The organism is Filomicrobium sp. (assembly GCF_025698805.1).
Taxonomy (GTDB): domain Bacteria; phylum Pseudomonadota; class Alphaproteobacteria; order Rhizobiales; family Hyphomicrobiaceae; genus Filomicrobium; species Filomicrobium insigne.
In genome coordinates this window covers 16,457-40,760 of record NZ_JAILWT010000003.1, presented here as the reverse complement: position 1 = coordinate 40,760, position 24,304 = coordinate 16,457, and the positions used below count along the sequence as shown (strand labels likewise).

Annotated in this window: 25 protein-coding genes; 16 read left to right on the top strand and 9 right to left on the bottom strand. The window is 57.0% G+C overall.

Annotated features, from left to right (window positions below; genetic code table 11):
• The first annotated feature begins 62 nt into the window (after nt 1–62).
• On the top strand, nt 63–536 hold the full coding sequence (gene greA, locus K5845_RS07625) for a transcription elongation factor GreA (protein WP_046480454.1): 474 nt from the start codon (nt 63–65) through the stop codon (nt 534–536).
• Nucleotides 537–557: 21 nt separating this feature from the next.
• Here the strand turns inward: greA and K5845_RS07620 are convergent, their stop codons facing one another.
• Nucleotides 558–1,037, bottom strand: coding sequence for an Lrp/AsnC family transcriptional regulator (locus K5845_RS07620; protein ID WP_046478627.1), 480 nt, complete (start codon nt 1,035–1,037; stop codon nt 558–560).
• A 208-nt stretch (nt 1,038–1,245) separates the two neighbouring features.
• Here K5845_RS07620 and K5845_RS07615 point away from each other — a divergent pair, with 208 nt between their 5' ends.
• The 4 genes from K5845_RS07615 to ettA all read left to right on the top strand — a co-directional run bounded on the left by K5845_RS07615 (nt 1,246) and on the right by ettA (nt 5,619).
• Nucleotides 1,246–2,286: a mitochondrial fission ELM1 family protein gene (locus tag K5845_RS07615; RefSeq protein ID WP_244512432.1), complete on the top strand. Its 1,041-nt coding sequence runs from the start codon at nt 1,246–1,248 to the stop codon at nt 2,284–2,286.
• A 116-nt stretch (nt 2,287–2,402) separates the two neighbouring features.
• Nucleotides 2,403–3,026 (top strand): 2OG-Fe(II) oxygenase, encoded by a 624-nt coding sequence (locus K5845_RS07610; RefSeq protein ID WP_046480450.1) that lies wholly within the window; start codon nt 2,403–2,405, stop codon nt 3,024–3,026.
• 38 nt (nt 3,027–3,064) lie between these two features.
• On the top strand, nt 3,065–3,832 hold the full coding sequence (locus K5845_RS07605; RefSeq protein WP_287958722.1) for a CPBP family intramembrane glutamic endopeptidase: 768 nt from the start codon (nt 3,065–3,067) through the stop codon (nt 3,830–3,832).
• Nucleotides 3,833–3,960: 128 nt separating this feature from the next.
• Complete coding sequence (ettA, locus tag K5845_RS07600) at nt 3,961–5,619, top strand: energy-dependent translational throttle protein EttA (protein WP_287958721.1); 1,659 nt, start codon at nt 3,961–3,963, stop codon at nt 5,617–5,619.
• An 88-nt stretch (nt 5,620–5,707) separates the two neighbouring features.
• Here the strand turns inward: ettA and K5845_RS07595 are convergent, their stop codons facing one another.
• Nucleotides 5,708–6,310, bottom strand: coding sequence for an ABC transporter substrate-binding protein (locus K5845_RS07595; RefSeq protein WP_046478624.1), 603 nt, complete (start codon nt 6,308–6,310; stop codon nt 5,708–5,710).
• Between the two features lie 188 nt (nt 6,311–6,498).
• Nucleotides 6,499–7,161: a hypothetical protein gene (locus tag K5845_RS07590; RefSeq protein ID WP_287958720.1), complete on the bottom strand. Its 663-nt coding sequence runs from the start codon at nt 7,159–7,161 to the stop codon at nt 6,499–6,501.
• A 134-nt stretch (nt 7,162–7,295) separates the two neighbouring features.
• Here K5845_RS07590 and K5845_RS07585 point away from each other — a divergent pair, with 134 nt between their 5' ends.
• From K5845_RS07585 to acuI, 6 genes are all read left to right on the top strand, one after another.
• Nucleotides 7,296–8,324 (top strand): ArsR/SmtB family transcription factor, encoded by a 1,029-nt coding sequence (locus K5845_RS07585; protein WP_287958719.1) that lies wholly within the window; start codon nt 7,296–7,298, stop codon nt 8,322–8,324.
• 54 nt (nt 8,325–8,378) lie between these two features.
• Nucleotides 8,379–9,293 carry a methylenetetrahydrofolate reductase [NAD(P)H] gene (gene metF / locus K5845_RS07580; protein WP_046478623.1) on the top strand — a complete coding sequence of 305 codons (915 nt, stop codon included), beginning with the start codon at nt 8,379–8,381 and terminating at the stop codon, nt 9,291–9,293.
• 75 nt (nt 9,294–9,368) lie between these two features.
• Nucleotides 9,369–10,430 carry a homocysteine S-methyltransferase family protein gene (locus K5845_RS07575; RefSeq protein WP_046478622.1) on the top strand — a complete coding sequence of 354 codons (1,062 nt, stop codon included), beginning with the start codon at nt 9,369–9,371 and terminating at the stop codon, nt 10,428–10,430.
• Nucleotides 10,431–10,565: 135 nt separating this feature from the next.
• Nucleotides 10,566–13,256: a methionine synthase gene (metH, locus tag K5845_RS07570; RefSeq protein WP_353736536.1), complete on the top strand. Its 2,691-nt coding sequence runs from the start codon at nt 10,566–10,568 to the stop codon at nt 13,254–13,256.
• A gap of 179 nt (nt 13,257–13,435) precedes the next feature.
• Nucleotides 13,436–13,783, top strand: coding sequence for a hypothetical protein (locus K5845_RS07565; RefSeq protein ID WP_046478621.1), 348 nt, complete (start codon nt 13,436–13,438; stop codon nt 13,781–13,783).
• Between the two features lie 750 nt (nt 13,784–14,533).
• Nucleotides 14,534–15,523, top strand: a complete 990-nt coding sequence (gene acuI, locus K5845_RS07560; RefSeq protein ID WP_287958718.1) for an acrylyl-CoA reductase (NADPH) — start codon at nt 14,534–14,536, stop codon at nt 15,521–15,523.
• 7 nt (nt 15,524–15,530) lie between these two features.
• Here acuI and K5845_RS07555 read toward each other — a convergent pair whose 3' ends face one another.
• Both K5845_RS07555 and K5845_RS07550 read right to left on the bottom strand, forming a co-directional pair.
• Nucleotides 15,531–16,055 (bottom strand): GNAT family N-acetyltransferase, encoded by a 525-nt coding sequence (locus K5845_RS07555; protein ID WP_052743952.1) that lies wholly within the window; start codon nt 16,053–16,055, stop codon nt 15,531–15,533.
• Nucleotides 16,052–17,185 carry a polysaccharide deacetylase family protein gene (locus K5845_RS07550; RefSeq protein WP_287958717.1) on the bottom strand — a complete coding sequence of 378 codons (1,134 nt, stop codon included), beginning with the start codon at nt 17,183–17,185 and terminating at the stop codon, nt 16,052–16,054. Before K5845_RS07550 ends, K5845_RS07555 begins: the two co-directional genes overlap by 4 nt.
• A gap of 244 nt (nt 17,186–17,429) precedes the next feature.
• On the opposite strand from K5845_RS07550, the gene cysE reads away from it, so the two are divergent.
• From cysE to K5845_RS07535, 3 genes are all read left to right on the top strand, one after another.
• Nucleotides 17,430–18,251 carry a serine O-acetyltransferase gene (cysE, locus tag K5845_RS07545; protein WP_046478619.1) on the top strand — a complete coding sequence of 274 codons (822 nt, stop codon included), beginning with the start codon at nt 17,430–17,432 and terminating at the stop codon, nt 18,249–18,251.
• A gap of 66 nt (nt 18,252–18,317) precedes the next feature.
• Nucleotides 18,318–18,533 carry a DUF3126 family protein gene (locus K5845_RS07540; RefSeq protein ID WP_046478618.1) on the top strand — a complete coding sequence of 72 codons (216 nt, stop codon included), beginning with the start codon at nt 18,318–18,320 and terminating at the stop codon, nt 18,531–18,533.
• 94 nt (nt 18,534–18,627) lie between these two features.
• Nucleotides 18,628–19,161 carry a gamma carbonic anhydrase family protein gene (locus K5845_RS07535; RefSeq protein ID WP_046480435.1) on the top strand — a complete coding sequence of 178 codons (534 nt, stop codon included), beginning with the start codon at nt 18,628–18,630 and terminating at the stop codon, nt 19,159–19,161.
• A 33-nt stretch (nt 19,162–19,194) separates the two neighbouring features.
• On the opposite strand, the gene K5845_RS07530 is transcribed toward K5845_RS07535, so the two are convergent.
• The 3 genes from K5845_RS07530 to K5845_RS21195 form a co-directional block, all read right to left on the bottom strand.
• Nucleotides 19,195–19,869 carry a transglutaminase-like cysteine peptidase gene (locus K5845_RS07530; protein ID WP_090229331.1) on the bottom strand — a complete coding sequence of 225 codons (675 nt, stop codon included), beginning with the start codon at nt 19,867–19,869 and terminating at the stop codon, nt 19,195–19,197.
• Nucleotides 19,870–20,026: 157 nt separating this feature from the next.
• Nucleotides 20,027–20,629, bottom strand: a complete 603-nt coding sequence (locus K5845_RS07525) for a PilZ domain-containing protein (RefSeq protein ID WP_090229333.1) — start codon at nt 20,627–20,629, stop codon at nt 20,027–20,029.
• A 178-nt stretch (nt 20,630–20,807) separates the two neighbouring features.
• Nucleotides 20,808–21,455, bottom strand: a complete 648-nt coding sequence (locus K5845_RS21195; protein ID WP_353736535.1) for a PAS domain-containing protein — start codon at nt 21,453–21,455, stop codon at nt 20,808–20,810.
• 343 nt (nt 21,456–21,798) lie between these two features.
• Here K5845_RS21195 and K5845_RS07520 point away from each other — a divergent pair, with 343 nt between their 5' ends.
• Nucleotides 21,799–22,527, top strand: a complete 729-nt coding sequence (locus K5845_RS07520; RefSeq protein WP_046478615.1) for a rhomboid family intramembrane serine protease — start codon at nt 21,799–21,801, stop codon at nt 22,525–22,527.
• Between the two features lie 160 nt (nt 22,528–22,687).
• Nucleotides 22,688–23,119, top strand: coding sequence for a CBS domain-containing protein (locus K5845_RS07515; RefSeq protein WP_046478614.1), 432 nt, complete (start codon nt 22,688–22,690; stop codon nt 23,117–23,119).
• A 67-nt stretch (nt 23,120–23,186) separates the two neighbouring features.
• Here K5845_RS07515 and K5845_RS07510 read toward each other — a convergent pair whose 3' ends face one another.
• Nucleotides 23,187–24,152, bottom strand: coding sequence for a patatin-like phospholipase family protein (locus K5845_RS07510; protein WP_046478613.1), 966 nt, complete (start codon nt 24,150–24,152; stop codon nt 23,187–23,189).
• Between the last annotated feature and the right edge of the window lie 152 nt (nt 24,153–24,304).

Genomic DNA, 24,304 nt, shown 5'->3' with positions numbered 1-24,304 from the left:
ACAGAAAGTCTATTGGTCCCGGCCAATCAGCCGGGCCACGCAGGAGACGTTAAGCTATGGCGATGGAACGGGTGCCCATGACGACCGAAGGGTTCCGCAGGCTCGAAGAGGAGCTGCACCGCCTGAAATCGGAAGAACGCCCGCGCATCATTCAAGCGATCTCGGAAGCGCGGGCGCACGGCGATCTCTCCGAAAATGCGGAGTATCACGCCGCGAAAGAAGCTCAGGGCTTGAACGAGGCCAAGGTCGCGGAGCTTGAAGACAAGCTTTCGCGCGCCGACGTCATCGACGTATCGACGCTGTCCGGCGATACCGTGAAGTTCGGTGCTACAGTCAAACTCGTCGACGAAGACACCGACGAAGAGGTGACATACAAGATTGTGGGCGACCTGGAGGCCAACCTGCGCGACGGAAAGATCTCGATCTCTTCGCCTATCGCACGTGCACTCATCGGCAAGTCCAAAGGCGACTCTGCCGAGGTGACGACGCCTAAAGGGGCCCGTTCGTTCGAAATTCTCAACATTGACTGGAAATAGTCTGGGCGGCTGCCGACAGGGCTAACCCGTCGGCAGTTTCACCGCGATGCCAGGCTCCCGTTTGACGCGACGGATCGTCAAGAACGTCTTCACGCTCGCTACGTTTGGGGCGGCGGTAAGCTCGTTGAGAACGAACTCCTGCATTTCGGCTAGATCGCGGGTGACGCAGCGCAGCATGTAGTCCGTTTCACCGGACAACATGTAAGCGTCGCGCACGTATACCCAGCTCAGGATCAAATTTTCAAACGCCCGAAGATCGCTTTCGGCCTGATTGTGTAATCCAACCATTGCATAAGCCGTGAGCGAAAAGCCCAGCGCAACTTCGTCTAGAAGCACCGTGTAGCCGGCGATTAACCCAGACTCTTCCAGCGCACGCACGCGACGCAAACACGCGGGCGCGGAAAGTCCAACGCGGGTCGCCAACGTGACGTTCGTGATTCGACCATCGCTCTGGAGCTCCCGCAGTATTTTCCAATCAATGGTATCGAGTGTGTGTCCCATCACAATCCTGGACTAGCGTGGACAGCGGTCAGCCTGACGGTAGGATAACGCCGGGCAAGGCGCAATAATGCGCAACCTTATCATCAACGAGAGAAATAATATTGCGCACCAGCGTATGCCGCCTATGGGGCAACGGGAGTTCTCGCAAAGAGACACTCAGACCCTTTGCGCACTCGACAATAGGCGCAGTAACAGTCAAAACCGCCGTATGACCGACATGACACAACCTTCCAGTCAATCACCCGCCCCAGCCAGTTCTCTGGCTGGACGAAAGGGCTGGATCATCACCGATGGCAAAGCGGGCATGGTGGTCCAGGCCAAGGGCGTCGCCGATGCTTTGGGCCTCGACTACGTGATGAAGGACGTCGACCCATCGGGGATCTGGCGCATATTGGCGCCTTGGGGACCAGTCGATCCCGCAGCAAAATTGGGGCAGCCCGGCAGCGTGTTTGCACCACCTTGGCCCGCCGTCGCCATTGCCACAGGGCGCGCCAGCATTCCCTATATCCGTGCCATCAAGAAACTTGCGGGTCCCCAAACATACACCGTCGTTCTTCAAGACCCTAAATCAGGCCCCGGCACCGCTGATTTGATTTGGGTACCGCAACACGATAAGCGCCGCGGCCCCAATGTCTTGGCGACCCTGACCTCTCCGCACAGCTTCACGCCGGCGCGCTTGAAGCAGCTGGCCGACGAACTACCTGACGAAATCAAAGTCCTGCCAAGCCCGCGCGTCGCCGTTGTTCTAGGTGGAAAGAACGGCGTCTACAAATTTACCGAGGATGATGACGCACGTTTCGCGGCCAGTCTCAGATCCTTATCCGCACTCGGGGCTAGTTTCCTGATCACGCCATCACGGCGAACTCACCAACGCCTCATCGCAGCCGCCGAGGACGCCACGCGCGATGCCCCTCGCATCCTCTGGACGGGCGAAGGCGCCAATCCTTATCCACATTTTCTGGCCGCTGCCGATATTCTTATCGTGACGGCGGACAGCGTAAACATGTGCGGTGAAGCCTGCGCCACTGGAAAGCCCGTTTACATATTCACGCCGTCCGGCGGTTCGGCGAAGTTCGCGCGCTTTCACCAGGGATTGGCCGAGCATGGGGCCACACGGCCCTTGCCGACAGTCTTTGAAAACCTCGAAAACTGGACTTATGAACCGCTTGATTCCGCCGCCCGGATTGCCGGTGAGATCAATCACCGCTACGCAAAGCGTAAGCAGATGCTCTCGGGTATTATGAGTTAAGAAGGCGCGCGGTCTTTTAACTAGGCGCGCGGCCCCATTTCCGGCAGAACATTGCCCTAGCTAAGACGACAGACGACGATCAGGAACCCCTTTTTCAAGCATCAGGGATGATCCGCATGGCGCACTTGAACCTTAACGCTCTCCGGGACGCCAGCCTCGAGACCGAGCCTTATCTCCACACGATCGTACCTGGGTTCCTGTCGCCGGACAGTATCCGCCAAATCACCGAAACCTATCCGAATATCGAAAAGGGTGGCTCCTACCCGATCGAAAGCCTCGAATCCAACATGACCATCAAAGAGGTCATCGAGGAGCTGGACGGCCCTGACTTCCAGCGTGCCATCGAAGAAAAGTTTGCAGTCGAGCTTGAAGGCCGCCCGAAGATGTACTCCCTGCGTGGCTACACGCGCGCGAAAGACGGCCGCATCCATACGGATTCAAAAGACAAGATCATCACCGTCCTGCTCTATCTCAATGAGAACTGGAACCAGGACGGCGGGCGCTTGCGCATCCTGCGTAACGGAACCGACGTGGACGATTACGTCGCTGAAGTTCCTCCGGACAACGGCACTCTCCTAGTCTTCAAACGCTCGGACAATTCCTGGCATGGTCATCATCCCTTCGAAGGCCAGCGGCGCTCGCTGCAGATGAATTGGATGACCAGCGAAGGCAGCAAGGGCTGGCACAAGATCCGCCATTCGCTTTCAGCCGCCGTCAAAAAGATGACAGCCGCCAGCTAACGGAAATCCGCTCTGACAAGGCAGGTGTGCGGCGAAGAATGGCGGAAGTATCCAGCACAAACCGCTTATTGCTCCGAGAGCCCGGCCTCGCCGCCGGCGGAACTTTGCCGCGCGAACAGCGCTATGCCGTCCCATCGCTTTTGCGACGTCTCCTCCTGCTCATCGAAATGCTGGGGCTCTTCATCGGACTGCCTATCGCGCTGGACTACGCTGTACACAGCGAATCCGTCCCGTTGTTTGTCGTTTTGCAGCCCGTACTACTCGCCTTTATTGTCTTTCTGCTTTGGGACCGGACGTTCTACCTGCGGCGCGAGCTGATCCGTCTGCCGAGTCCGAAAGAACTGCTTTCCATGCTGGCGATCTTCGCCATCGCGGGCGGCATGGTCGCAGCATATGTCGCGCAAGAGATGCCAGCGCGTTATCTCAATTTCCCACTTCAACGTCCGGAGACCTGGGAAAGGATTATGATCCTGTACCCGATGTTGTCCGTGCCGGTGCAGGAACTCGTCTATCGCACCTTCTTCTTCCACCGCTACGGCCCGCTCTTCGGAGAGGAACGCGGCGCGCTCATTCTCGCCAACGGCATCCTTTTTGGCTTTGCCCATTTTCTCTTCGGCAATTGGATCGCAATCGCCGGGACAGCCGTCATCGGCACGTTGCTGGCCTACCGCTACGAAGCCACACGATCCTTCTGGGCGGTCTGGCTGGAACACACCCTTTGGGGTTGGCTCATCTTCACCGTCGGCCTCGGCCACTACTTCTTCACCGGCGTCTCGAACTTCTCCATGATCAAATGGGCGTTTTGAAACAGAATTTGGTGAGCCCACGGAAGAGCAGGAACATAGCCTTCCCCTTTGCGCCGCGCCGCGCGATCGGCTAGAACCGGCGCAGATCAAGACTCCCGAACAATCCAGCGAGAGAGGCGCCCAATTAAATGGCGAACCCGCAATACGTCTATCACATGCACAAGCTGTCCAAGACCTATCCGGGCGGCAAGCAGGTCCTGAAGGACATTTCCCTATCATTTTTGCCTGGCGCCAAGATCGGCGTCGTCGGTCTCAACGGCGCCGGTAAATCGACACTGTTGAAGATCATGGCCGGCCAGATGACCGACTTCGTCGGCGAAGCTTGGGCCGCCGATGGCGTCAAGGTCGGCTACCTGCCTCAGGAACCCGAACTCGATCCTGAAAAGGATGTGCTTGGCAACGCCATGGAAGGTGTCGCCGAAAAGAAGGCACTCATCGACCGCTACAACGAGATCGCTTCCAACTACTCCGAAGAAACCGCCGACGAGATGGCGGCTCTCCAGGACCAGATCGATGCCCAGAACCTCTGGGATCTGGACACACAGGTCGAACAGGCCCTCGATGCATTGCGCTGCCCGCCGGGCGATGCCGACGTCACCAAGCTGTCAGGTGGTGAAAAGCGCCGCGTCGCGCTGACCCGTTTACTTTTGTCGAAGCCCGACATTCTCCTGCTCGATGAGCCGACGAACCACCTCGACGCTGAAAGCGTCGCCTGGCTCGAACGCTTCCTCAAGGAATACGCCGGCTGCGTCATTCTCGTAACGCACGACCGCTACTTCCTCGATAACCTGACCGAGTGGACCCTCGAATTGGATCGTGGCCAGGGCGTGCCCTACCACGGCAACTATTCGAGCTGGCTGGAACAGAAAGCGAAGCGCCTCGAAGTCGAAAAGGGCCAGGAAGAAGCCAAGCAGCGTGCACTCAGCCGCGAGTTGGAATGGATCCGTTCAAGCCCCAAGGCACGTCAGGCGAAATCCAAAGCCCGTATTACGGCATATGAAAAGCTGGCCGAGGAAGCTGGTCGCGAGGATGTTGGCCGCGCCACCATCCACATCGCTCAAGGTCCACGCCTTGGCGGCGTCGTGGTCGAAGCCGACGGCGTGACGAAAGGCTTCGGCGATTGCCTGCTTATCGACGGCCTGTCCTTCAAGCTTCCTCCTGGTGGCATTGTCGGCGTTATCGGTCCCAACGGCGCCGGTAAGACGACGCTATTCCGGATGATCACCGGCCAGGAAACACCCGACGCTGGAACTTTTAAACTCGGCGAAACGGTGAAGCTGTCTTACGTCGACCAGTCGCGCGATCACCTCGATCCCAAGAAGACTGTTTGGGAAGAAATCTCCGGCGGCCTCGACCAGATATTGCTCGGCGGCAAGAAGGAAGTTCCTTCACGCGCCTATTGCGGCTGGTTTAACTTCAAGGGGGCCGATCAGCAAAAGAGGGTCGATATGCTTTCGGGTGGCGAGCGCAACCGCGTCCACCTTGCCAAGCTTTTGAAAGAGGGCGGCAACCTGCTCCTCCTCGACGAGCCGACCAACGACCTTGATACCGAAACCCTCTCCGCACTCGAAGCTGCTTTGGAAGACTTCCCAGGCTGCGCCGTGGTCATCAGCCACGACCGCTTCTTCCTTGATCGTCTCGCTACGCACATCCTCGCATTCGAGGGCGACAGTCACGTGGAATGGTTCGAAGGCAACTTCGAAGCTTACGAGGAAGACAAGAAGCGTCGCCTTGGCGACGCCGCAGTCGAACCTCACCGGATCAAATACAAGCGCTTCGAGCGCTAATCGCGCGAACTTCAAAGCGCAAGAAACGAAAACGCCGCCCGATGGTCAGACCTTTCGGGCGGCGTAATTTTTCAAGCCGTGCTTATTGTCAACGGTTGAGCGCGAGAACCAAAGTTTTTGGGTTTCCGCCATTCTCCGAAATGTAAGTCTCAAAAAGCCGCTTGAGCTGCTCGCGAGCCCAAAAGCCCATAACTTCCGCATCGCCAACCTTAAAGGAGCTACCACGGCGGATCAGCCACCAACGCACCTCATATGAGGTGCCGTCACGCATTGTCACAACGCTATCCACGTAAACGCCAGACCGTGTTTCTTCCGTCTGACCGATAGCAACCGCCTTGACGACGGGATATTGAGGTGCCTGCGACGCCGCATAGCGTGAGATGAACGACATCATCCCTGAATAGTAGGACGTGCGCTCGCTGCTCGGCAGAGCTTTGGCATAAGACCCTAGGGAATAGAGCCCGATAGAGGGCAGGTCCGCGTGCCGTTCCATGACTTGCATGAAGGCATCGCTCGTACCCTGGCGTGCGGCGGTGACAAGCTCATTGGCCACACGCTGCATGTACTGAACTGGCTGTTCGGCCCGCGCAGCACCCATTCCGAAACTGACCATTGCGATGCTGGCCAGCACCAACACCCCGAACCGAGTCCGTAAGAAACCGTGACCCGAACGCAAACGGGCAATGGTCATGAACATCTCCATGGCGCTACGCGCTTGTTTTGGCAGTCCAATCGCTGGCCTGCGATAACTGATTGATGGTTGGCAAAATACAATCTTCATGCCGACCCCGCCCCGTCAAACTTATCTGAACCCAAATGACGGCACGCCCGCGTGCCAAAAAAAGCACATTAAACCTGCTACTGAGCTTAGATGGCAAGTTAAGGGCAACGGATCCCCTCACTGATCTCAATACTGCGATGTTGACCTGCAAAGTCGCCTGAAGATGCGCCCTGAGGCGATCGCCGAGCAAAGAGGGCCGACGCTGAAAGCATCGGCAATCCCAGCAGATCCGCCAGACTCTGGGTTTCCTCCAGGCTGATTTGATCCCCAATACGCAACAATAGGCAGCGCCGCGAAACAGGGTGCACAAGGATCAGCTCATGGCGCACACCTGACACATTGGTACGTATGTGATGAGTGACGCCACTGAACTCGCGGAGCGGACACCCCCATTTGCTCGCCCCCCAAAGGTTCCGGTCGTCGACTTCAACATAGCTATTCGTAAGAGTGATTTCGCGTCGTTTCCCTAGCCGGCGCAGGCATCTGACAGTCGGCAACCCCAGTAAAATGCCGCCCATTCCGAAACCAGCAAGGACGGCAAGAAAGGCGCTCGGGCGCTCTGCGACGACTTCTGAAAAGATTGGTTCAGAAACAAAACCAACACCCAGCACCAGATAAGGCGCGGCAAACAATCCTAGAACCGGAAGCAGGAAGAAAAGCTGCGCAAGAGCTGCGGTGTTGCACACGCGCTGTTCTATGTGTGCCGGCAATCCATCACGATGCGCGGTGATTGAGACCGTTTCGAAGGAAGAAAATGGCATGAGCAAGCAAGAAATCTGAAGCGGCACAGCGGTTGGGAAACACTAAAAGCCAGCATAACTGCCAGGTCTTAAGCCAAACCTAAGCCTTCGCGACGCGCGATCAGCCAGCAAGCTTGAAGAAGACGACATATCGCTTGACATATAAAGATATCTTTATATCTATTGCCGTCATGAACGATCTGTCCCCAACGCGGCTGCCACTGGCTACGAGCCAGATGGTGATAGCCCTGAAAGCAGCGGCCGAACCTACGCGGCTGCGCATTCTGTTGCTGCTTACGTCGGGCGAACTCAACGTTAAGGACCTGACGCAGATCCTCGGCCAGAGCCAACCTCGGCTCAGCCGGCACCTGAAGCTGTTGGTCGAAGCCGGCTTGATCGAGCGCATCCGCGAGGGAAGCTGGGTCTATTTCCACTTGTCCGATAGGACCGCAAACGGCCGATTGGCTTCCGTGTTACTGGCGATGGCGGACCTCAACGACCCCATCGTAATTCGGGACCGAGAACGTGCCGAACACCTGAAGCGCGATCGCGAAGCCATTGCCCAACTGTACTTCGAGCGCCATGCCAGCGATTGGGACCAAATCCGCTCGCTTCATGTCGCCGAAGCGGAAGTTGAAGCGGCCATGAGCGAAGCGCTCGGGCCAGCCCCAATAGAGTTTCTTGTCGATCTAGGGACTGGAACCGGTCGAACGCTCGAATTGTTAGCCGAACGTTATCAACGCGCCGTCGGCATCGACATAAACCAGGCCATGCTCGCTTATGCGCGCAGCAAGATCGACAACGCTGGCTTACGTAACGCACAAGTGCGCCACGGAGACATCTACAACCTTGCACTCATGCCGGACGAAGCCGATGTCGTCGTCATGCACCAGATCTTGCATTACCTGTCAGATCCTCAGCGCGCCCTGGACGAGGCAGCCCGCATACTTCGCCCAGGCGGCCGTTTGTTGATCGTCGATTTCGCGCCACATGAGCTCGAATTCCTGCGCGATCACGCCCACGAGCGCCTCGGCATTGGAACAGACACCATGACGAACTGGCTCGCCGATAGCGGCTTGAAGCCTGTCACGACCCGCCATTTGCCGCCCTCACCACAACACGGCGACAAAACCGACAACCTAACAGTCTCGCTTTGGCTGGCAGAAAAGTCCGAAGCGGCGTGACGACGATGCGCGTCGAGCGTGCATCCGTCATTCAAGAAATAGGAGAGACCGCATATGGAACCCAAGAGCAGGTTGGTGGGAGACGGAGAGATCGACGTTTCGTTCGAGTTTTTCCCGCCTAAGACAGAGAAGATGGAAGAAACGCTCTGGCATTGCATCCACCGACTGGCACCCTTGCGCCCGGAGTTTGTGTCCGTCACCTATGGTGCCGGCGGCTCCACGCGTGAGCGCACGCACACCACCGTCTCCCGCATCATAAAGGAGACGAACCTGAAACCAGCAGCACATTTGACCTGTGTCGATGCCACGAAGGCTGAAGTCGATGACGTCGCCCGTGATTACTGGACGTCCGGTGTCCGCCATATCGTTGCACTGCGCGGCGACCCTGCCAGCGGCGTCGGCGATCACTATGTTCCGACACCGGGTGGTTATGCCAATGCTGCAGCTCTGGTCAGCGGGCTCAAGTCCATCGCACCGTTTGAGATCTCAGTGGCAGGTTATCCCGAGTGCCATCCTGAAAGTGCCAACCTCGACGCCGACATAGAAAACCTAAAAGCGAAGGTTGACGCCGGAGCTGATCGCATCATCACGCAGTTCGTCTTTGATGGCGACTATTACCTGCGCTTCCTTGAGCGCGCACGCGCTGCTGGCATTTGGGTTCCCATTACACCAGGAGTTATCCCGATCCACAACTTCGCGCAGGTTTCAGGCTTTGCACGAAAGACAGGGGCAACGATACCGGCGTGGATCGAGCGCCGTTTCGAAGGGCTTGAGAACGATCCAAAGACGAGCCACCTCGTCGCGAGCGCCGTAGCCACTGAGCAGGTGTTGGGACTCGTGGATGAAGGTGTCAAAAGCTTCCACTTCTACACCTTGAACCGCGCCGATCTCGTCTACGCGATCTGCCACTTGCTAGGCCTGCGGCCGGCGCCGGTCGATAGCGCAAAAGCAAAGGCAAATGCCGCCTGAAACACGGCACCCAACTGTATTACGCCCAACGAGGCGAGTGCCCAAGCGAACAAAAGAATGGAGTCATAAAAAACAATGAAAAGAAAGCCGAGCTGGGCCGCACTGGAAGCTGCTGCCGCAAAGCGAATTCTCATAATCGACGGCGCCATGGGCACCATGATCCAGCGACGCAAACCGACCGAAGCCGACTATCGCGGCGAACGCTTCAAGGACTGGAAGTGCGACGTGCAGGGCAATAACGACCTGTTGGTGCTCACCCAGCCAGACATGATCATGGAAATTCATGAGGAATATCTCGCCGCGGGCGCTGACATCCTCGAAACGAATACGTTCAACGCTCAGCGCATCTCGATGGCCGACTATCAGATGGAAGAGCTGTCATACGAGATCAACGTTGAGGCAGCACGCATCGCCCGCGCTGCTGCCGACAAATGGACGAAGAAGACACCGGACAAACCCCGCTTTGTTGCCGGCGCCGTTGGCCCGACGAACCGCACAGCCTCCTTATCTCCGGACGTCAACGATCCCGGCTTCCGCAACACTTCCTTCGATGTCCTGCGCGAAGCCTATTCGGAGCAGGTGCGCGGCTTGGTAAATGGTGGCGCAGACATCATCCTCATCGAGACGGTCTTCGACACCTTGAACGCCAAGGCCGCAGGATATGCCACCCTCGAGGTGTTCGATGAATTAGGCGTCGAACTCCCAATCATGATTTCAGGTACGATCACGGACCGTTCCGGCCGCACGCTTTCTGGGCAAACCGCAGAAGCATTCTGGTATTCGATGGCGCATCTAAAACCCTTCTCGATCGGGTTGAACTGTGCGTTGGGTGCCGAGTTGATGCGTCCTTACGTGGCTGAACTTGCCCACGTCGCGAATACACGGGTGTCGGCCTACCCCAATGCCGGCCTGCCGAACGCCATGGGCGAATACGATCAAACACCTCACGAGATGGCGTGTCTGCTCGAACCCTGGGCCGAGGACGGTCTACTGAATATCGTTGGTGGATGCTGCGGCTCAACGCCAGAACACATCCAGCACGTCCGCGAGCACGTTGAAAAACACGCCCCTCGTGAGGTTCCAGAAATCGCTCCCAAGATGCGCTTGTCAGGGCTCGAACCATTCGTACATGGGTGATCTCGTCCCATCGACTCACGGACAGCCTCCATCAAGATTGAATTCGATCAACCCAGTAAGCGGTTGCGGCAAATGCCGATAAGATCGGGAAAGAAACGCGAAAGGCGGCGGACCCATCAGTCCGTTGAAGTGTAAATGACATCAGCAGCAATGCGGTTCATCAACGTCGGCGAACGCACGAACGTCACCGGCTCCGCGAAATTCAGAAAGCTCATCGAAGCCAACGACTACACGGCAGCGCTTTCCGTTGCTCGACAGCAGGTCGAGAACGGCGCACAGATGATCGACGTCAATATGGATGAGGGTTTGCTCGACTCTGAAAAGGCGATGCAAACGTTCCTCAACCTAATCGCGTCAGAGCCGGACATTTCCAAAGTCCCAATCATGATCGACAGCTCCAAATGGAGCGTCATCGAAACAGGCCTCAAGTGCGTACAGGGCAAGGCCGTCGTCAACTCGATCTCAATGAAGGAAGGTGAAGGTCCCTTCCTCGAACAAGCGCGCAAAATCTTGCGCTACGGTGCCGCCGTGGTCGTTATGGCCTTTAACGAACAGGGACAGGCGGAAACAGCCGAGCAGAAATTCAGCATCTGCCAACGCGCTTACAAGCTGCTGACCGAAAAAGTCGGCTTCCCACCGCAGGATATCATCTTCGATCCCAACATCTTCGCCGTCGCAACCGGCATCGAAGAGCACAATGACTACGGCGTGGCCTACATCGAAGCGACGCGCCGTATCAAGGAAGAGATGCCGCTGACACATGTTTCGGGCGGCGTCTCGAACTTGTCGTTCTCCTTCCGCGGCAACGATCCCGTCCGTGAGGCGATGCACTCTGTGTTCCTCTACCACGCCATCCAGGCGGGTATGGACATGGGCATCGTCAACGCGGGTCAGCTGGCTGTCTATGACGACATTCAGCCTGATCTGCGTGAACTGGTCGAAGATGTCATCCTGAACCGCCGCCCCGATGCGACCGACCGGTTGCTTGAAGCGGCACCGCGTTTCAAGGGCGAAGGCGGGCCCAAAAAGCGCGAACAGGATCTCTCATGGCGTGAAAAGCCGGTTCAGGATCGTCTCACACATTCTCTTGTCCACGGAATCAACGACTGGATCGAAGAGGACACGGAAGAAGCCCGCCAGCAAGCCGAACGCCCGCTTCATGTCATCGAAGGGCCGCTCATGGCCGGCATGAACGTCGTCGGCGATTTGTTTGGTGCGGGTAAAATGTTCCTCCCGCAGGTGGTCAAATCTGCACGAGTTATGAAGCAGGCCGTCGCCTACCTGCAGCCTTTCCTGGAAAAGGAAAAGCAGGAAATGGGGCTCGTTAATCAGCCTGCCGCAGGCAAGATTCTGATGGCCACCGTAAAGGGTGACGTGCACGACATCGGCAAGAACATCGTCGGCGTCGTGCTTCAGTGTAATAACTACGAAGTCATCGATCTGGGCGTCATGGTTCCGGCCGCCAAGATTCTTGAAACCGCAAAGAAGGAGAAGGTCGACGTCATTGGCCTATCTGGCCTGATCACGCCCTCTCTCGATGAGATGTGCTTTGTCGCAGCTGAAATGGAGCGCGAAGGGTTCCAGCTCCCACTCTTGATCGGCGGCGCCACAACAAGTCGCGTACATACTGCCGTCAAGGTTGCGCCAAACTACGAACGCAACCAGGCAATCCACGTTCTCGACGCGAGCCGCGCCGTAGGTGTTGTCTCCAAGCTGCTGTCTGACAACGATCGCGGATCATTCGTAGAGAACATCCAAGCGGAATATGAAAAGGTCCGTGAAGCGCACCATGCCAGCGAAGCCAAGAAAAACCGGATAACGCTGCAGGCCGCACGCGACAACCGCTTCGAGATCGATTGGCCGAACTATGAACCGCCGAAGCCGTCATTCACGGGCGCGCGGGCGTTCTCAAACTATCCGTTGGCGGATCTGGTCCCCTACATCGACTGGAGCCCATTCTTCTCAACGTGGGAACTGCGCGGCCGCTATCCCGCCATTCTGGACGACAACACCGTCGGCCCCGAAGCGCGCAAGCTCTTCGCTGATGCAGAGGAACTGCTAAATCGTATCGTCGAAGGCAAATGGCTGACGGCAAATGCCGTTGTCGGTTTCTGGCCAGCGAATGCTGTCGGTGATGACATCCTTCTCTTCGACGACGACGATCGCAAAAACGTCCGCGCCACCGCCCACACCCTGCGCCAGCAGATCGCCCGCGATCACAATCGCGGACGCGCGCACTCGGCTTTGGCGGATTTCATCGCGCCGCAATCGACGGGTCTTGCGGATTACCTCGGCGGTTTCGCCGTCACCACCGGCATCGGCGAAGAAGAAGCATTGGAAGCCCATTTCAAGAAGACCGACGACTATGGGCGGATCATGTTCAAGGCGCTGGCTGATCGTCTGGCCGAAGCCTTCGCCGAAGCCATGCACGAAAAAGTACGCCGCGAGCTTTGGGGCTACGCTTCCAACGAAAAACTGACCAGCGAAGAACTGATCGCTGAGAAGTATCGCGGCATCCGTCCGGCACCGGGATACCCGGCACAGCCCGATCACACAGAAAAGTCCACGCTATGGGAATTGATGGACGTTGAAAAACAGACAGGCATCAAGCTGACGGAAAGCTACGCTATGTGGCCCGGTTCCGCCGTCTCGGGCTTCTACTACGCGCATCCCGACAGCCACTACTTCGGTGTCGCCAAGATCGAAGCCGATCAGGTCGAGGACTACGCCGCGCGCAAGGGTTGGAGCATCGAAACAGCCGAACGCTGGCTGGCCCCGATTCTCAATTACGACCCGCGGCGTGAACGTAGCGCGAAAGTCGCCTGATCAATCCCGGCTGACTATTCGGCCGGGCCCCAAAAGTGTGTCGGACGGACGTGTGCCCAGGCACAAATTCGTCCGACATCGTTTGCATCGTTTCCCCAAACCCACAGCTGTGCTAGTCCGCGAGGATAACGGCAACTTGCGCCCGTGGGGGGCTGCACGCCAAGTGTGAGGGCCAAACGATGCTCGGATACCTCGTTCTCGTCATCCTGCAAATCATTGCCGCTTGGTTCGGCATGCCGAAAGTCATGAGCTACATCCCGAGTAACCTCGGAAGCTTGGCGACTGCGGCAATCGAAGCGGCGATCTACGCTCTTATCGTGTGGATTATTGGCGTCCTGTTTTCTTTCGTTCTGAAAGACGTGCGGATGCCCGGCACGCCAACGCTCGCCACCGCTCTTGTCGGCGCTCTCATCGGTGCCGCGATCGTGGTGTTCCTTCCGGCATTCGGCGTCAGCATTCCCAGAGCAATCAATCCACAATTCATTCCACTTGCGGGTGCGATCCTGGGATATCTCGCCCGCCGTTGATCGCGAGCGCTGGCGGCCCCTTGAAACTTCGCCGAGTTACCTGACATCAGACTCCAAACGCGAAAGAGGCGCGGAACTCGTCCGGTTCCACGCCTCTTTGTATTTTCTGCCCTTGAGTGGCTTTGATTTTTATATCTGCAGCATCATCCGCCGCTTGGTAAGCCAACGGTCCCTTCGTTAGATGGCGCCGAGCACGATGGCAGCCAGAAAACCGAAGGAGATGATAGCGGCTAATAAATTAAGTCGCATCTGCAGCGTCATCGTTGCCTCCTTGTACCGATAAACGGTAGCTATCCTAGTGTAGTCAGAACCACACCATTGGCAGATCCTAGTTGCGTGTTTAAAAGTGAGACAAGCGAAAAAATTGCTGCGTTGCAGTGGAATTAGGCATTTCGCAGCGTGTCATTTAGGCAGCTTCAGTAGAGCTATTTATAACACGACGATCAGCTTGCTTATGTATACAGATCCATTCCAATTTAACGACTTTCGTCATCAGGATGTTTCGCAGCAACTTGTCGGTAACCATTAAGATTTTCGAAGAATTGAATACACGCAAAGTTGTGCAATCCGGGTGTGGCTTTTCCCACCTGTGCATCGCAAAAAAATTGCGCAGGCCTCCTGCAAAAAAATTATAACGCCATCGTATTCGCACCCGGAAATTTGGTCGACGATATGCCAGGAAACCGACCATTTTTCAGCGTGAACTAGCCGCTCTTTGAGCCCCAGTAAACTGCCTGAAAGGACTTCTGGATGGACCGCTTCAAGGCCTTGATGATTTCGAAAAAAGACGAGGGTGGCCAATCAGTTGACTGGGTGGAACTCGGCACTGAAGACCTGATGGAAGGCGATGTGCTGGTTCGCGTCAGCCACTCGACAATCAACTACAAGGACGGCCTCGCTTTGGAGGCGCGCGCGCCCATCGTGCGCCGCTGGCCATTGATTCCCGGAATCGACTTTTCAGGCACCGTAGCCGAATCGAATCACCCTGATTTCAAACCCGGTGATGCTGTGATCCTAAACGGCTGGGGCGTCGGCGAAACGCATCACGGTGGCTACGCCCAATACGCACGCGTAAACGGCGATTGGCTGATCCACCAACCCGCAGCCTTCACTGCCGCTGAGGCTATGGCAATTGGTACAGCTGGCTACACGGCAATGCTGTGCGTTCTAGCACTCGAAGCCCATGGCGTCGTCCCCGCATCCGGCCCGGTCCTGGTCACGGGCGCCGCAGGTGGCGTCGGATCTATTGCCGTCTCAGTGCTCGCCAGGTTGGGCTACCACGTCATCGCATCCACCGGCCGGACCAGCGAGACGGAATTTCTAAGGGGACTTGGCGCCGCTGAAATAATGGATCGTAGCGAGCTGTCGGGAAAAGCTCGGCCACTTGGGAAAGAACGCTGGGCCGGTGCCGTTGACGTTGCCGGCAGCACCACACTTGCCAATGCTATCGCCATGACGAGCTACGGCGGAACCGTTGCTGCATGTGGACTCGCACAAGGCATGGATCTTCCGGCAAGCGTAGCGCCGTTCATTCTACGCGGCATTACGCTATGCGGAATCGATAGCGTTATGGCGCCCAAAGCCAAACGTGTGGAAGCGTGGGATCGTCTCGCCCGAGACCTGGACCGCAGCAAGCTTAGCGAACTCACCGTGACGCATCCCTTAGCTGACGTCATTGGGTTAGCACCGAAAATCCTGGCCGGCGAAGTTCGCGGGCGCGTCGTTCTCGAGATCGAGTAGAGCAAACTCAGATAAGGCGCTTACGCAGCAGGATCTCGGAATGAGGCTCTTCAATAAGCCCCGGGATTTCTGCTGCCTCTTTGAAACCCTGTCGCCCGTAAAATGATCTCGCCGGCGTATTGAACTCGGACACGGTGATCCAAAGGTTGCGATCACCGAAGCCGCGCGCATGCGTTTCCCACCAAGACAGGACAGCGGCCCCAACACCGCGTCCCTGAAAGGCCGGGAGAATGCCAAGGAAATGCAGGTAGGAGCCACGCAGCCACTGTCCTCGGATCACAGCGACACCAGCAGGAGCTTCGGCAACCCTAATCAGTATGCGCGCCGCACCGACCTCGGAAGTCGCCAGGAACTTAGCGAGATCCTGATGCGAAAACCCATACTCGGCCCACGGCGTCATTGCTGAAAATTGGGCTCCGAAATAATCGGCACAATCCGATGAAAGAGCCTCAAGCCTTACTGCTTCTTGACGTCCACCCCGTGCAACGACCGAACCAATTTCATAGGGCAGGTCCGAATAGCGCGCCGTCATCTGTCCGCCGCTCCAGCTCCCGCTGCTGGACGCGCTGTGGCAGTCGTAGCGCGCTTCTGAAACGGCAGTCGATCATAACGATCCGTGTCCCCCGGACGTGAATCATAACAGGTCGGCACGATTTCCGGCGTGCCGGCAGCCAAGAGCTCACTCACCGTCACAAACTTATAGCCTTGCGCCCGAAGCTTCGGGATGAGTTGCGACAATGCCGCCGCCGTATGATGGCCACGCCCGTTGGCATGCCCGATGATGATGGAACCAGGCTTCACTTTTCTCATCACGGTGTTGACGATCGCCTTGGCGCTCGTATTAGGATCGGGATCGCCCGTAGAGATGTCCCATTGAATAGCAAGAAGACCCGCCGCGTTTACGGCATTCAGGGATTGAGCGTTGCACGCGCCGAACGGAAAGCGAAAAAGGCCCATCCGCGGCGGAACGGTCGACAACCCACCTGCCACATTCCCAACGCACTGCTCTTTCGCGAAGCCCTCCCTGGCTGCCTCATAAGCCCGCTGCGGGCCTTCAATCTCAGCCGCAAGAGCACGCGGTGACAAGAGTCTGAGATTGCGGTGGGCTTCGCCGTGATTGCCTATCTCAAACAATGGATCGGCCATGAGCTGCTGGATCCGCAGTTCATGCGATCGCATCCACTTGCCGCCCGTAAACAGGGTCGCTTTGATCTGGTTCTCACGAAGGTAATCGATAATGGGACCGTCGTAGCCGGCAATCTCTCCGGTCTGCTCACATAGATCGAGCGTGAGGGCGATCAGCTTGGCACCATTCCTCACATTTACCCGACGAATGGCCCCGGATAATCCAGCCGGGATTGGCGAATGAGCCGCCAAGGTACGCGCCGCTGTCGTCGCGTCGAAGGCCCTGACGCCCTTAACCGGCTTGATTTCACCGCGCTGTCCTTTGAGCGCACTAGGTGAAAAACACGCTGACAGAAGCCGGCTATCCCCAAACGAAGGCATGTGAATATCATCGCCCGACTGCGCGCGGACACCCGACTGCGTGACCATACCCAAGGTTAAGGCAGCAGCAGCGATAATAGCGAGGATACGCCCCCTTCCGCACAGCGAAGCGAAGAAAGGTCGTTTGAGACGTAAAACGCATTTCGGTATCAGCAACTCAGTTCTCGCCTGCCCACCGCATTTGGCTAATGCTTTAGCCTTAGACTGCGTTAAACCCTAGTGACAAAATGTAGACCGCACTGCGCCGAACCGCCTCACACCCCCTACAATAAGGGGCTTTCAGCACTCACTCTGGCAATCATCTCACCGATCTCTACATTGACTTGAATACATCGGATCGTTACGGCTCGGTCCTACAGCCCGAGACGAAACCCTGACCAGCACACCCGTCGAGGTCGCTATGGCGTCACCAAATCCACAAGCCCGTTCTGACACGCTGCAGACACACGACCCTATTTGGTCGCAAATCCGTAGCGAGGCCGAGGAACTCATGGGGAGCGAGCCAGCCCTTGGCAGCTTTGTGTTCGCAACCGTCCTGAGTCAAAGTTCGCTTGAAGATTCTGTCGTGCACCGGCTTGCACAGCGCCTGGATCACTCCGACGTAGATGGGGGCCTTATCAGCCATATCTTCCGGGGCGTTTTGACCAAAAAGCCGGAACTTGGCATCGCCTTCCGCGCAGATCTCGCTGCAGTCTATGATCGTGATCCTGCCTGCCAGCGCTATATCGAGCCGCTCCTCTACTTTAAGGGCTTTCACGCCATCACGACGTACCGGTTCGCCCACGAGCTATGGGCCGCAGGACGTCGCGACTTTGCACTCTACTTACAAAGCCAGTCATCGAAGCTTTTCGGCGTGGATATCCACCCCGCCGCGCGTTTTGGCCAAGGCATCATGCTTGATCACGCGACGGGCTTCGTGGTTGGTGAAACCGCCGTGGTTGGGGACAATTGCTCGTTCTTGCACGGCGTGACCCTTGGCGGCAGCGGCAAGGTGGGCGGGGATCGCCATCCCAAGATCGGCTGCAACGTCCTGATCGGCGCCGGTGCCAAAATTCTCGGAAACATCCGTGTCGGCAATTGCTCGCGCGTGGCCGCCGGCAGTGTCGTGCTGCGGGATGTCCCCGACGAAACCACAGTGGCCGGTGTTCCAGCGAAAGTCGTTGGTCCGGCAGGATGCTCTGAGCCTGCGCGTTCGATGAACCAGGATCTGCCTGGAGAATAATCGCGCAACATCGAGTGCCGGACTTTCGTCCGGCAAAACGACCTATAAGAACTGGAGACGTAAACGGTGACGAAAACCGAGATCGAGCGCCTGCAAGGCTATTTGCGAAAGACGTTCGGCGCCCCGAGCCTTGAAGTTCGGCCGCAGCCTAAAAAGAACGATATGGCCGAGGTGTTCATCGCCAATGAATTTGTCGCCACGCTCTACAAAATCGTGGAAGACGGCGAGACCGAATATCAGTTCCAAATGGCCATCCTAGAGATGGATCTCGAGGACGCGTGAATTACGCACCAAGCTTGAGCATTTAAACAAAGCGATAGCCCGCACAGCCGCCGCTCACGGCTTAATGTGCCGGTTCGACATTAACGACGATCTCATGGCCCTATTTGAACTTGATCATCAGGTGCGCACGCCTGCCAGCGGAGCATACTGGGTAGCTCCGAACGCCGTTGTGGTTGGCAATGTCGAAATCGGCGACGAAGCGAGCGTTTGGTTCGGTACCGTCATCCGGGGAGACAACGAGCCAATCCGTATCGGCGACCGTTCGAACATCCAGGATGGGTGCGTGCTGCACACCGATCCTGGATTTCCCATGACCATCGCATCCGACTGCACCATCGGACACATGGTTATGCTGCATGGGTGCACAATCGGCACCCGCAGCTTGATCGGCATCGGCTCGATCTTGCTCAATGGCTGTATTATCGGCGAAGGCAGTCTTATCGGTGCCAACACCCTCATTCCAGAAGGCAAAGTGATCCCGCCAAGATCTCTCGTGATGGGATCTCCCGGACGCGTTGTGCGGGAACTAAGCGAAGAAGACGTCGCGAAGTTCTCCCTCGCAGCCGAACGTTATGTGGAAAACTGGAAGCGCTTTTCGGATCGCATGAAGCCCCAAGCGGAAAGCTAAAAAGCTTTCCCGCCGGAGCAAATGATTTTGCGCTCAGTCACGGTCGGAACCGGAGTTACCCGACATCACCAACGGCTGATCCACCAGCATCTCCTCCAGTGACACCCAGACACGCGGGTTCACGTAAGACTGCCGCATAACGTACTGGTAGGGCGTCGAACTCCAGACGCGAACTTCAGACACCTTATTGTCGAGGATGTAGTCGCCCTGAGATGTCCGCGCGGTCAACACAGCGTGGCCATCACCATACTCGTCCCGAACAACCGTGATCAGAAGTGCGCTCGGCGGCCAGCCACGCTCGATCAAAATCTGCCGCTTCAGAAGCACATAATCTTCGCAGTCGCCGTACTTGTCAGGCAGGGTCCAATATTCCGTAACCCCGTAGATCTCCTGATCCGTCAGCGGCTGAATACGATCATTCACATACCTGTTGACCTCATCAAGCTCGATGAGACGCTCTGGCGTTGCGGTAAGCCGCGTCTCGGCAATCCCGTGAGGTGCGCAATACTTCGGATTGGACTCGCAGAACCGTACGAAACCGTAGGGTGGCTGAGCGGGACCGAAGATTTTCATGAAGGCGGGAGCGCGGTGCCCATAATAAGACGCGCTGGGCTTATGATGAGAGCCCGTAACCTGCTGACCCTGCGCTGGGCCACCAACGGCAGCGCACAGAACGGCCAACGTCAAAACGGTACCGACGCGCGTCATACTCGATTACCCCCGCATACTCGTTTCATACTGACATACGCACTTGTCAGCGCAACCCTCACCAAGGCAACTGGCTGTTAATACCGGCTTGTGTGCTTGCCTCGTCACGCCGTTGCCAATCCCATTCTCAACAGTTTGGACATCATCAGGTTCCGCCCTACTGCGCTCCAAATTCAATGCCGATGCCCGTTCGGTGATGACGACGAACGGTGGCGCTTTGTCTGCCGACAGTCACAATTGACCCCAGCGGCGGACGCCACGTCGTGGCAAGCAAAGCCCCTGACACGGACATATCGATCAGCTCACATTCGACTTCGCGACCATCTTCCAGACGAAGCAACGCCGTGTTTCCAGACCGTCGGACACGCTCTTCCTTGCGCGCCTCGAAGTCCTCCAGTTCACTGCGGTTGATGAGCCACGTCAGCTTTGCGACAAGACGTTCGCGCTTATGGGCAGACAGGCTGCTTCGCAGGGCAAAGCCTCCCGCAAATGCTCGCACGACAACGCCCTCAAGAGCTCCGAGATGTTCGAAATAAACAACGATGCGCTCATTATTCTCCACGGCGGCGGCGCTCTTCACTGAAGCCCCGCCCACAGAGATATCCACAAGCTGGCAATCATGCTCGGTCTTGTCGGCACGCATAAAGCGCCCAGGCAACGACAGCATCACACGACGATACCTACGCCGCGTAGTTTCGCTGCCTGATCCGGGTTCACCCGCGAGGTGCCGCAGCACCAATTGTGCCGTAGTCGCTGACATATGCGCACCTTCTCACCGCCTGCCCGCACGCGCTGGCAGACGCCGCGTTTCGTACTGAGACACCAAGTGCTCAGAACATCGCTGAGGATTATGCGGTAGAGGCCGTTAACGTTAGGCTAACGTCCCGTCCAAATATGAAACAGTCAGGAGGTGGCAGAATCACGGCATGCGAACGTCGTTAAGTTTCAGTTCCCCGTGTCAAGAGCCCGCCATCATAAACGCGGAATTGGCGTCGGTCCTGCCGAACGATCCGAGCATTGCGCACATGAGAAAAAAACGGAGGTGGATCTTCTGCGGGCGGAGAAAACTCCGGTAGTTTTAATGAAACCGGCTGTTCAGGGCTAATAATTCGAACATCAATCAGACGTTGACGAACCAACGGCTCTTGTCCAAGCCAGGCTGGAGGGTTGATGCAACTTCCGGCTCCAAGCAACCTATCGATCGAACCCTGAGTATGAACCAAGGGCATCACAACAAACTCAAAGCTCGCCTTTCGTCCGCGGCTACAGAGGGCCTCCGTAGCGATAACCGCAACTGAACCGGAGCGCATGACCTCTGAGAGTTTACTCATCACGGTCCCGCGTTCGAGCCCTATCCAGTGATGAAAGAAATTTGCTCCGCGGAATTCCTGGCCGAACTGCTCCGTAAGTCGCGTGCCCGCCAGCCTGTAGCGCAAGTTGCCTTCATCCACAGCTTCCAGAATAAATGTCTCTGGCAGCAAATGTGATATGCGCGAAGGCTCGATCTCAAATCGCCGGGGGGCGATACGATCTCCCCTTACCTCGTTCCAATACCGATACAAATTACGGCTAGTCGAATGTCGCATTGCTCTCGCGGGCCCCGAACGATGGGTCGACCGCCAAACGCGGACAGACCAGTCAAAGCTATTTCAATCACTGTCCAGAAACGGGACGATTTACCGCCCATAACCGGGTATAGCCTTGATTGAGCACCTTCCATGCCAGCCGCCGCACTACAGCGAAAAGAGGCCCGCACCCCGAACAACACTCGTCTAATCTTGCCTAATAAGGAACGAGGACCAGATAGGGTCCGACGCGCCGCGTTCAACTCCGGTACAACTAAGGGGATTAGCTTGTCCAAGGCGCGGGCTGGCTGTAACGCTTCAAAGCTCGCGACACGTAAAACGGCCCCCGCGAAAGGAACTTTAAGTGCGATATCACCAGCCAATCTTCAACGTCCCAAACTCAGTGCTGGCGCTCATCGCGATTTTCATTGCGGTCCATATCGTACGGCAGATGTTGCCTGTGGATCAGGAAGAATGGCTGACCGTCGCCATGGCCTTCGTTCCTGCGCGCTACTCAGGCTACGCCGCAGAGTTGCCGGGTGGGGAAATCGCTTCCATCACGTCGTTCCTTACGCACATGCTTGTCCATGGCGATGTCACCCATCTGATGTTTAACTCGGCGTGGTTTCTGGCTTTTGGAGGCGCAATCGCTCTGCGTATCGGCGGACCCCGCTTTCTTGCCTTCACAGCTTTTACGGGCGTCATCGGAGCATTAACGTTTTTAGCGTTCCACTTTGGTGAACTGGTTCCCGTCGTCGGAGCCTCCGGAGCCGTCTCGGGAATGATGGGGGGCGTCATGCGCTTCCTGTTTTCCGCGATCGACCGGCACAATTTCGCAGCTCTGCGCGAGGCTCCCCACAGCGTCCCGCTAATGAGCTTGAACCAAGCCCTAACGGACAAACGCGTTATTGCCGTCACCGCAATCTGGCTTCTGCTTAACGCTCTCAGCGTCCTTGGTATACCTGGCGTCGACAGCGGCGGTGGCATCGCCTGGGAAGCGCACGTGGGTGGCTACGCGGCGGGCTTCTTGTGCTTTGGCTTCTTCGACAACCGCGCGCCTACGAGTAGGCCCCGCCCCTATCTCGTCAACTGACGCTTGCGACTTTTGTCGTATCGTCGCACCATGCACCTCCGGAGGGAACCAGGGCGTTCCGTTAACTGACGGAACGCACCGACCGGGTTTGCAGTCTTGCCATATGCAACAAATTACAAAAGGCAAGGGCGGCGACCCATTGAATTGGAGGTGCCTGTAAATGAACGTAGCCGCAGTTTTAAAGGCCAAAGGCCGTGCTGTAGCAGTGGCCGGAGCAGACACAACACTGCTGGAGATTGCCTCTCAACTCGCTGCTAAGCGAATTGGTGCTCTCGTCATCGTCAATGACGACAACACTGTAATCGGAATCATTTCCGAACGCGACATCGTTCGAGCCATAGCCGCGTCAGGCGAAGGAGTACTTCGCGCGCCGGTTTCCACTGTTATGACCAAGAGCGTCGTAACTTGCGAAGAGAGCGTTACCCTCGACGAATTAATGGGCATGATGACCAAGGGTCGTTTCCGTCACGCTCCAGTCGTCATGAATGGAGAACTCGTCGGAGTCGTGTCCATTGGCGACGTCGTAAAACACCATCTCGCCGAGGTAGAAATGCAAGTGTCAGCAATGCAGGGATATCTGGCCACCGGCTGAAATGCTTCGGATTAATTATTCTGGCCGGTGGCGTAAGGCACCGGCCAGATCTACGACAGGTCCGATGTTATGCGACCCCAGCCTTGAGGCGACCGAGCTGACGTCGCACAGAAATTTCCTGACGTATTGTTTCCAACTCGCGTTCCGCCGCGAGCCGTCCGAGATCAATAAGTTCGGAGGCGCGGTGAAAATCAAACAGATTGAAGCCATACAAACGCGGGCTGATCATCGCATCCGGCGGATCGCCAGCCAGCCGGGAGCGCGCAATGCGATCCTGAACGATGTTGAAAGCATCGACCATAACCGTAGAAATCCCCGGAACGCTTTTGTCGCCTTTTCCGAAGATCTGCCGCTGCAGCAGCCTGCGCGCACCAAAGCCATTGGAAAAACTGCGCGGGGCGATATCCGCGAGAGGCTCCGCCTCTTCGTCCTCGACCACCTCAGAAAGATCAAACTGAGCGGCGGTCGTCCCACGGCTCGACAGGTCGAAATTCAGATTAACGGCGATGACATAGCGCGCGCCCAGCGCCCGGCAAACAGAAACCGGAACAGGATTGACTAACGCACCATCAAACAGCCAACGCCCATTGAGTTTGACCGGCTTAAGAACGCCTGGAAGTGCATAAGAGGCCCGAACCGCATCTCCAAGTTCTCCACGAGACAGCCAAATTTCATGACCCGTCCCGATCTCCGTGGCAACTGCTGTAAATTTACAATCGAGGTCTTCGATACGCACATCGCCGAAAACCTTTTTCAATCGCGAATTGAGCCGTGTTCCAGAGATGAGCCCCGTACCCGCCAGATTGAAATCGAGGAAATTCCAAACACCCCGAACGGTCAGCCCTCGGGCCATGTCCTCGAGATCGTCAAGGTGGCCCGCCGCATAGCAGCCCCCGACAACAGCTCCGATAGAAGTGCCTGCAATGATGTCAGGTTCGATACCGGCAGCGCTGAGAGCTCGGATCACGCCAATATGCGACCAGCCGCGTGCGGCACCGCCGCCAAGGGCCAAACCGATCTTGCCGTACTCCATAAAACGTCTCCAGAGCCTACAGCTACCGTGTTCGTCTCCCGTTCTGCTGCTTTGGGCACGACAAACCGTCCGCGTACCGAGTTCATGCAAGCAAAACGGAGGTACTAATCGAGATTAAGCACAATACCGCAATAAGATTAACGCAGCGCTAG

Bases quoted from the DNA above. Each gene is read 5' to 3' on its own strand.
- greA (WP_046480454.1), top strand. From the start codon at position 63: ATGGAACGGGTGCCCATGACGACCGAAGGGTTCCGCAGGCTCGAAGAG.
- K5845_RS07620 (WP_046478627.1), bottom strand. From the start codon at position 1,037: ATGGGACACACACTCGATACCATTGATTGGAAAATACTGCGGGAGCTC.
- K5845_RS07615 (WP_244512432.1), top strand. From the start codon at position 1,246: ATGACCGACATGACACAACCTTCCAGTCAATCACCCGCCCCAGCCAGT.
- K5845_RS07610 (WP_046480450.1), top strand. From the start codon at position 2,403: ATGGCGCACTTGAACCTTAACGCTCTCCGGGACGCCAGCCTCGAGACC.
- K5845_RS07605 (WP_287958722.1), top strand. From the start codon at position 3,065: ATGGCGGAAGTATCCAGCACAAACCGCTTATTGCTCCGAGAGCCCGGC.
- ettA (WP_287958721.1), top strand. From the start codon at position 3,961: ATGGCGAACCCGCAATACGTCTATCACATGCACAAGCTGTCCAAGACC.
- K5845_RS07595 (WP_046478624.1), bottom strand. From the start codon at position 6,310: ATGACCATTGCCCGTTTGCGTTCGGGTCACGGTTTCTTACGGACTCGG.
- K5845_RS07590 (WP_287958720.1), bottom strand. From the start codon at position 7,161: ATGCCATTTTCTTCCTTCGAAACGGTCTCAATCACCGCGCATCGTGAT.
- metF (WP_046478623.1), top strand. From the start codon at position 8,379: ATGGAACCCAAGAGCAGGTTGGTGGGAGACGGAGAGATCGACGTTTCG.
- K5845_RS07575 (WP_046478622.1), top strand. From the start codon at position 9,369: ATGAAAAGAAAGCCGAGCTGGGCCGCACTGGAAGCTGCTGCCGCAAAG.
- metH (WP_353736536.1), top strand. From the start codon at position 10,566: ATGACATCAGCAGCAATGCGGTTCATCAACGTCGGCGAACGCACGAAC.
- K5845_RS07565 (WP_046478621.1), top strand. From the start codon at position 13,436: ATGCTCGGATACCTCGTTCTCGTCATCCTGCAAATCATTGCCGCTTGG.
- acuI (WP_287958718.1), top strand. From the start codon at position 14,534: ATGGACCGCTTCAAGGCCTTGATGATTTCGAAAAAAGACGAGGGTGGC.
- K5845_RS07555 (WP_052743952.1), bottom strand. From the start codon at position 16,055: ATGACGGCGCGCTATTCGGACCTGCCCTATGAAATTGGTTCGGTCGTT.
- cysE (WP_046478619.1), top strand. From the start codon at position 17,430: ATGGCGTCACCAAATCCACAAGCCCGTTCTGACACGCTGCAGACACAC.
- K5845_RS07535 (WP_046480435.1), top strand. From the start codon at position 18,628: ATGGCCCTATTTGAACTTGATCATCAGGTGCGCACGCCTGCCAGCGGA.
- K5845_RS07530 (WP_090229331.1), bottom strand. From the start codon at position 19,869: ATGACGCGCGTCGGTACCGTTTTGACGTTGGCCGTTCTGTGCGCTGCC.
- K5845_RS07525 (WP_090229333.1), bottom strand. From the start codon at position 20,629: ATGTCAGCGACTACGGCACAATTGGTGCTGCGGCACCTCGCGGGTGAA.
- K5845_RS21195 (WP_353736535.1), bottom strand. From the start codon at position 21,455: ATGCGACATTCGACTAGCCGTAATTTGTATCGGTATTGGAACGAGGTA.
- K5845_RS07515 (WP_046478614.1), top strand. From the start codon at position 22,688: ATGAACGTAGCCGCAGTTTTAAAGGCCAAAGGCCGTGCTGTAGCAGTG.
- K5845_RS07510 (WP_046478613.1), bottom strand. From the start codon at position 24,152: ATGGAGTACGGCAAGATCGGTTTGGCCCTTGGCGGCGGTGCCGCACGC.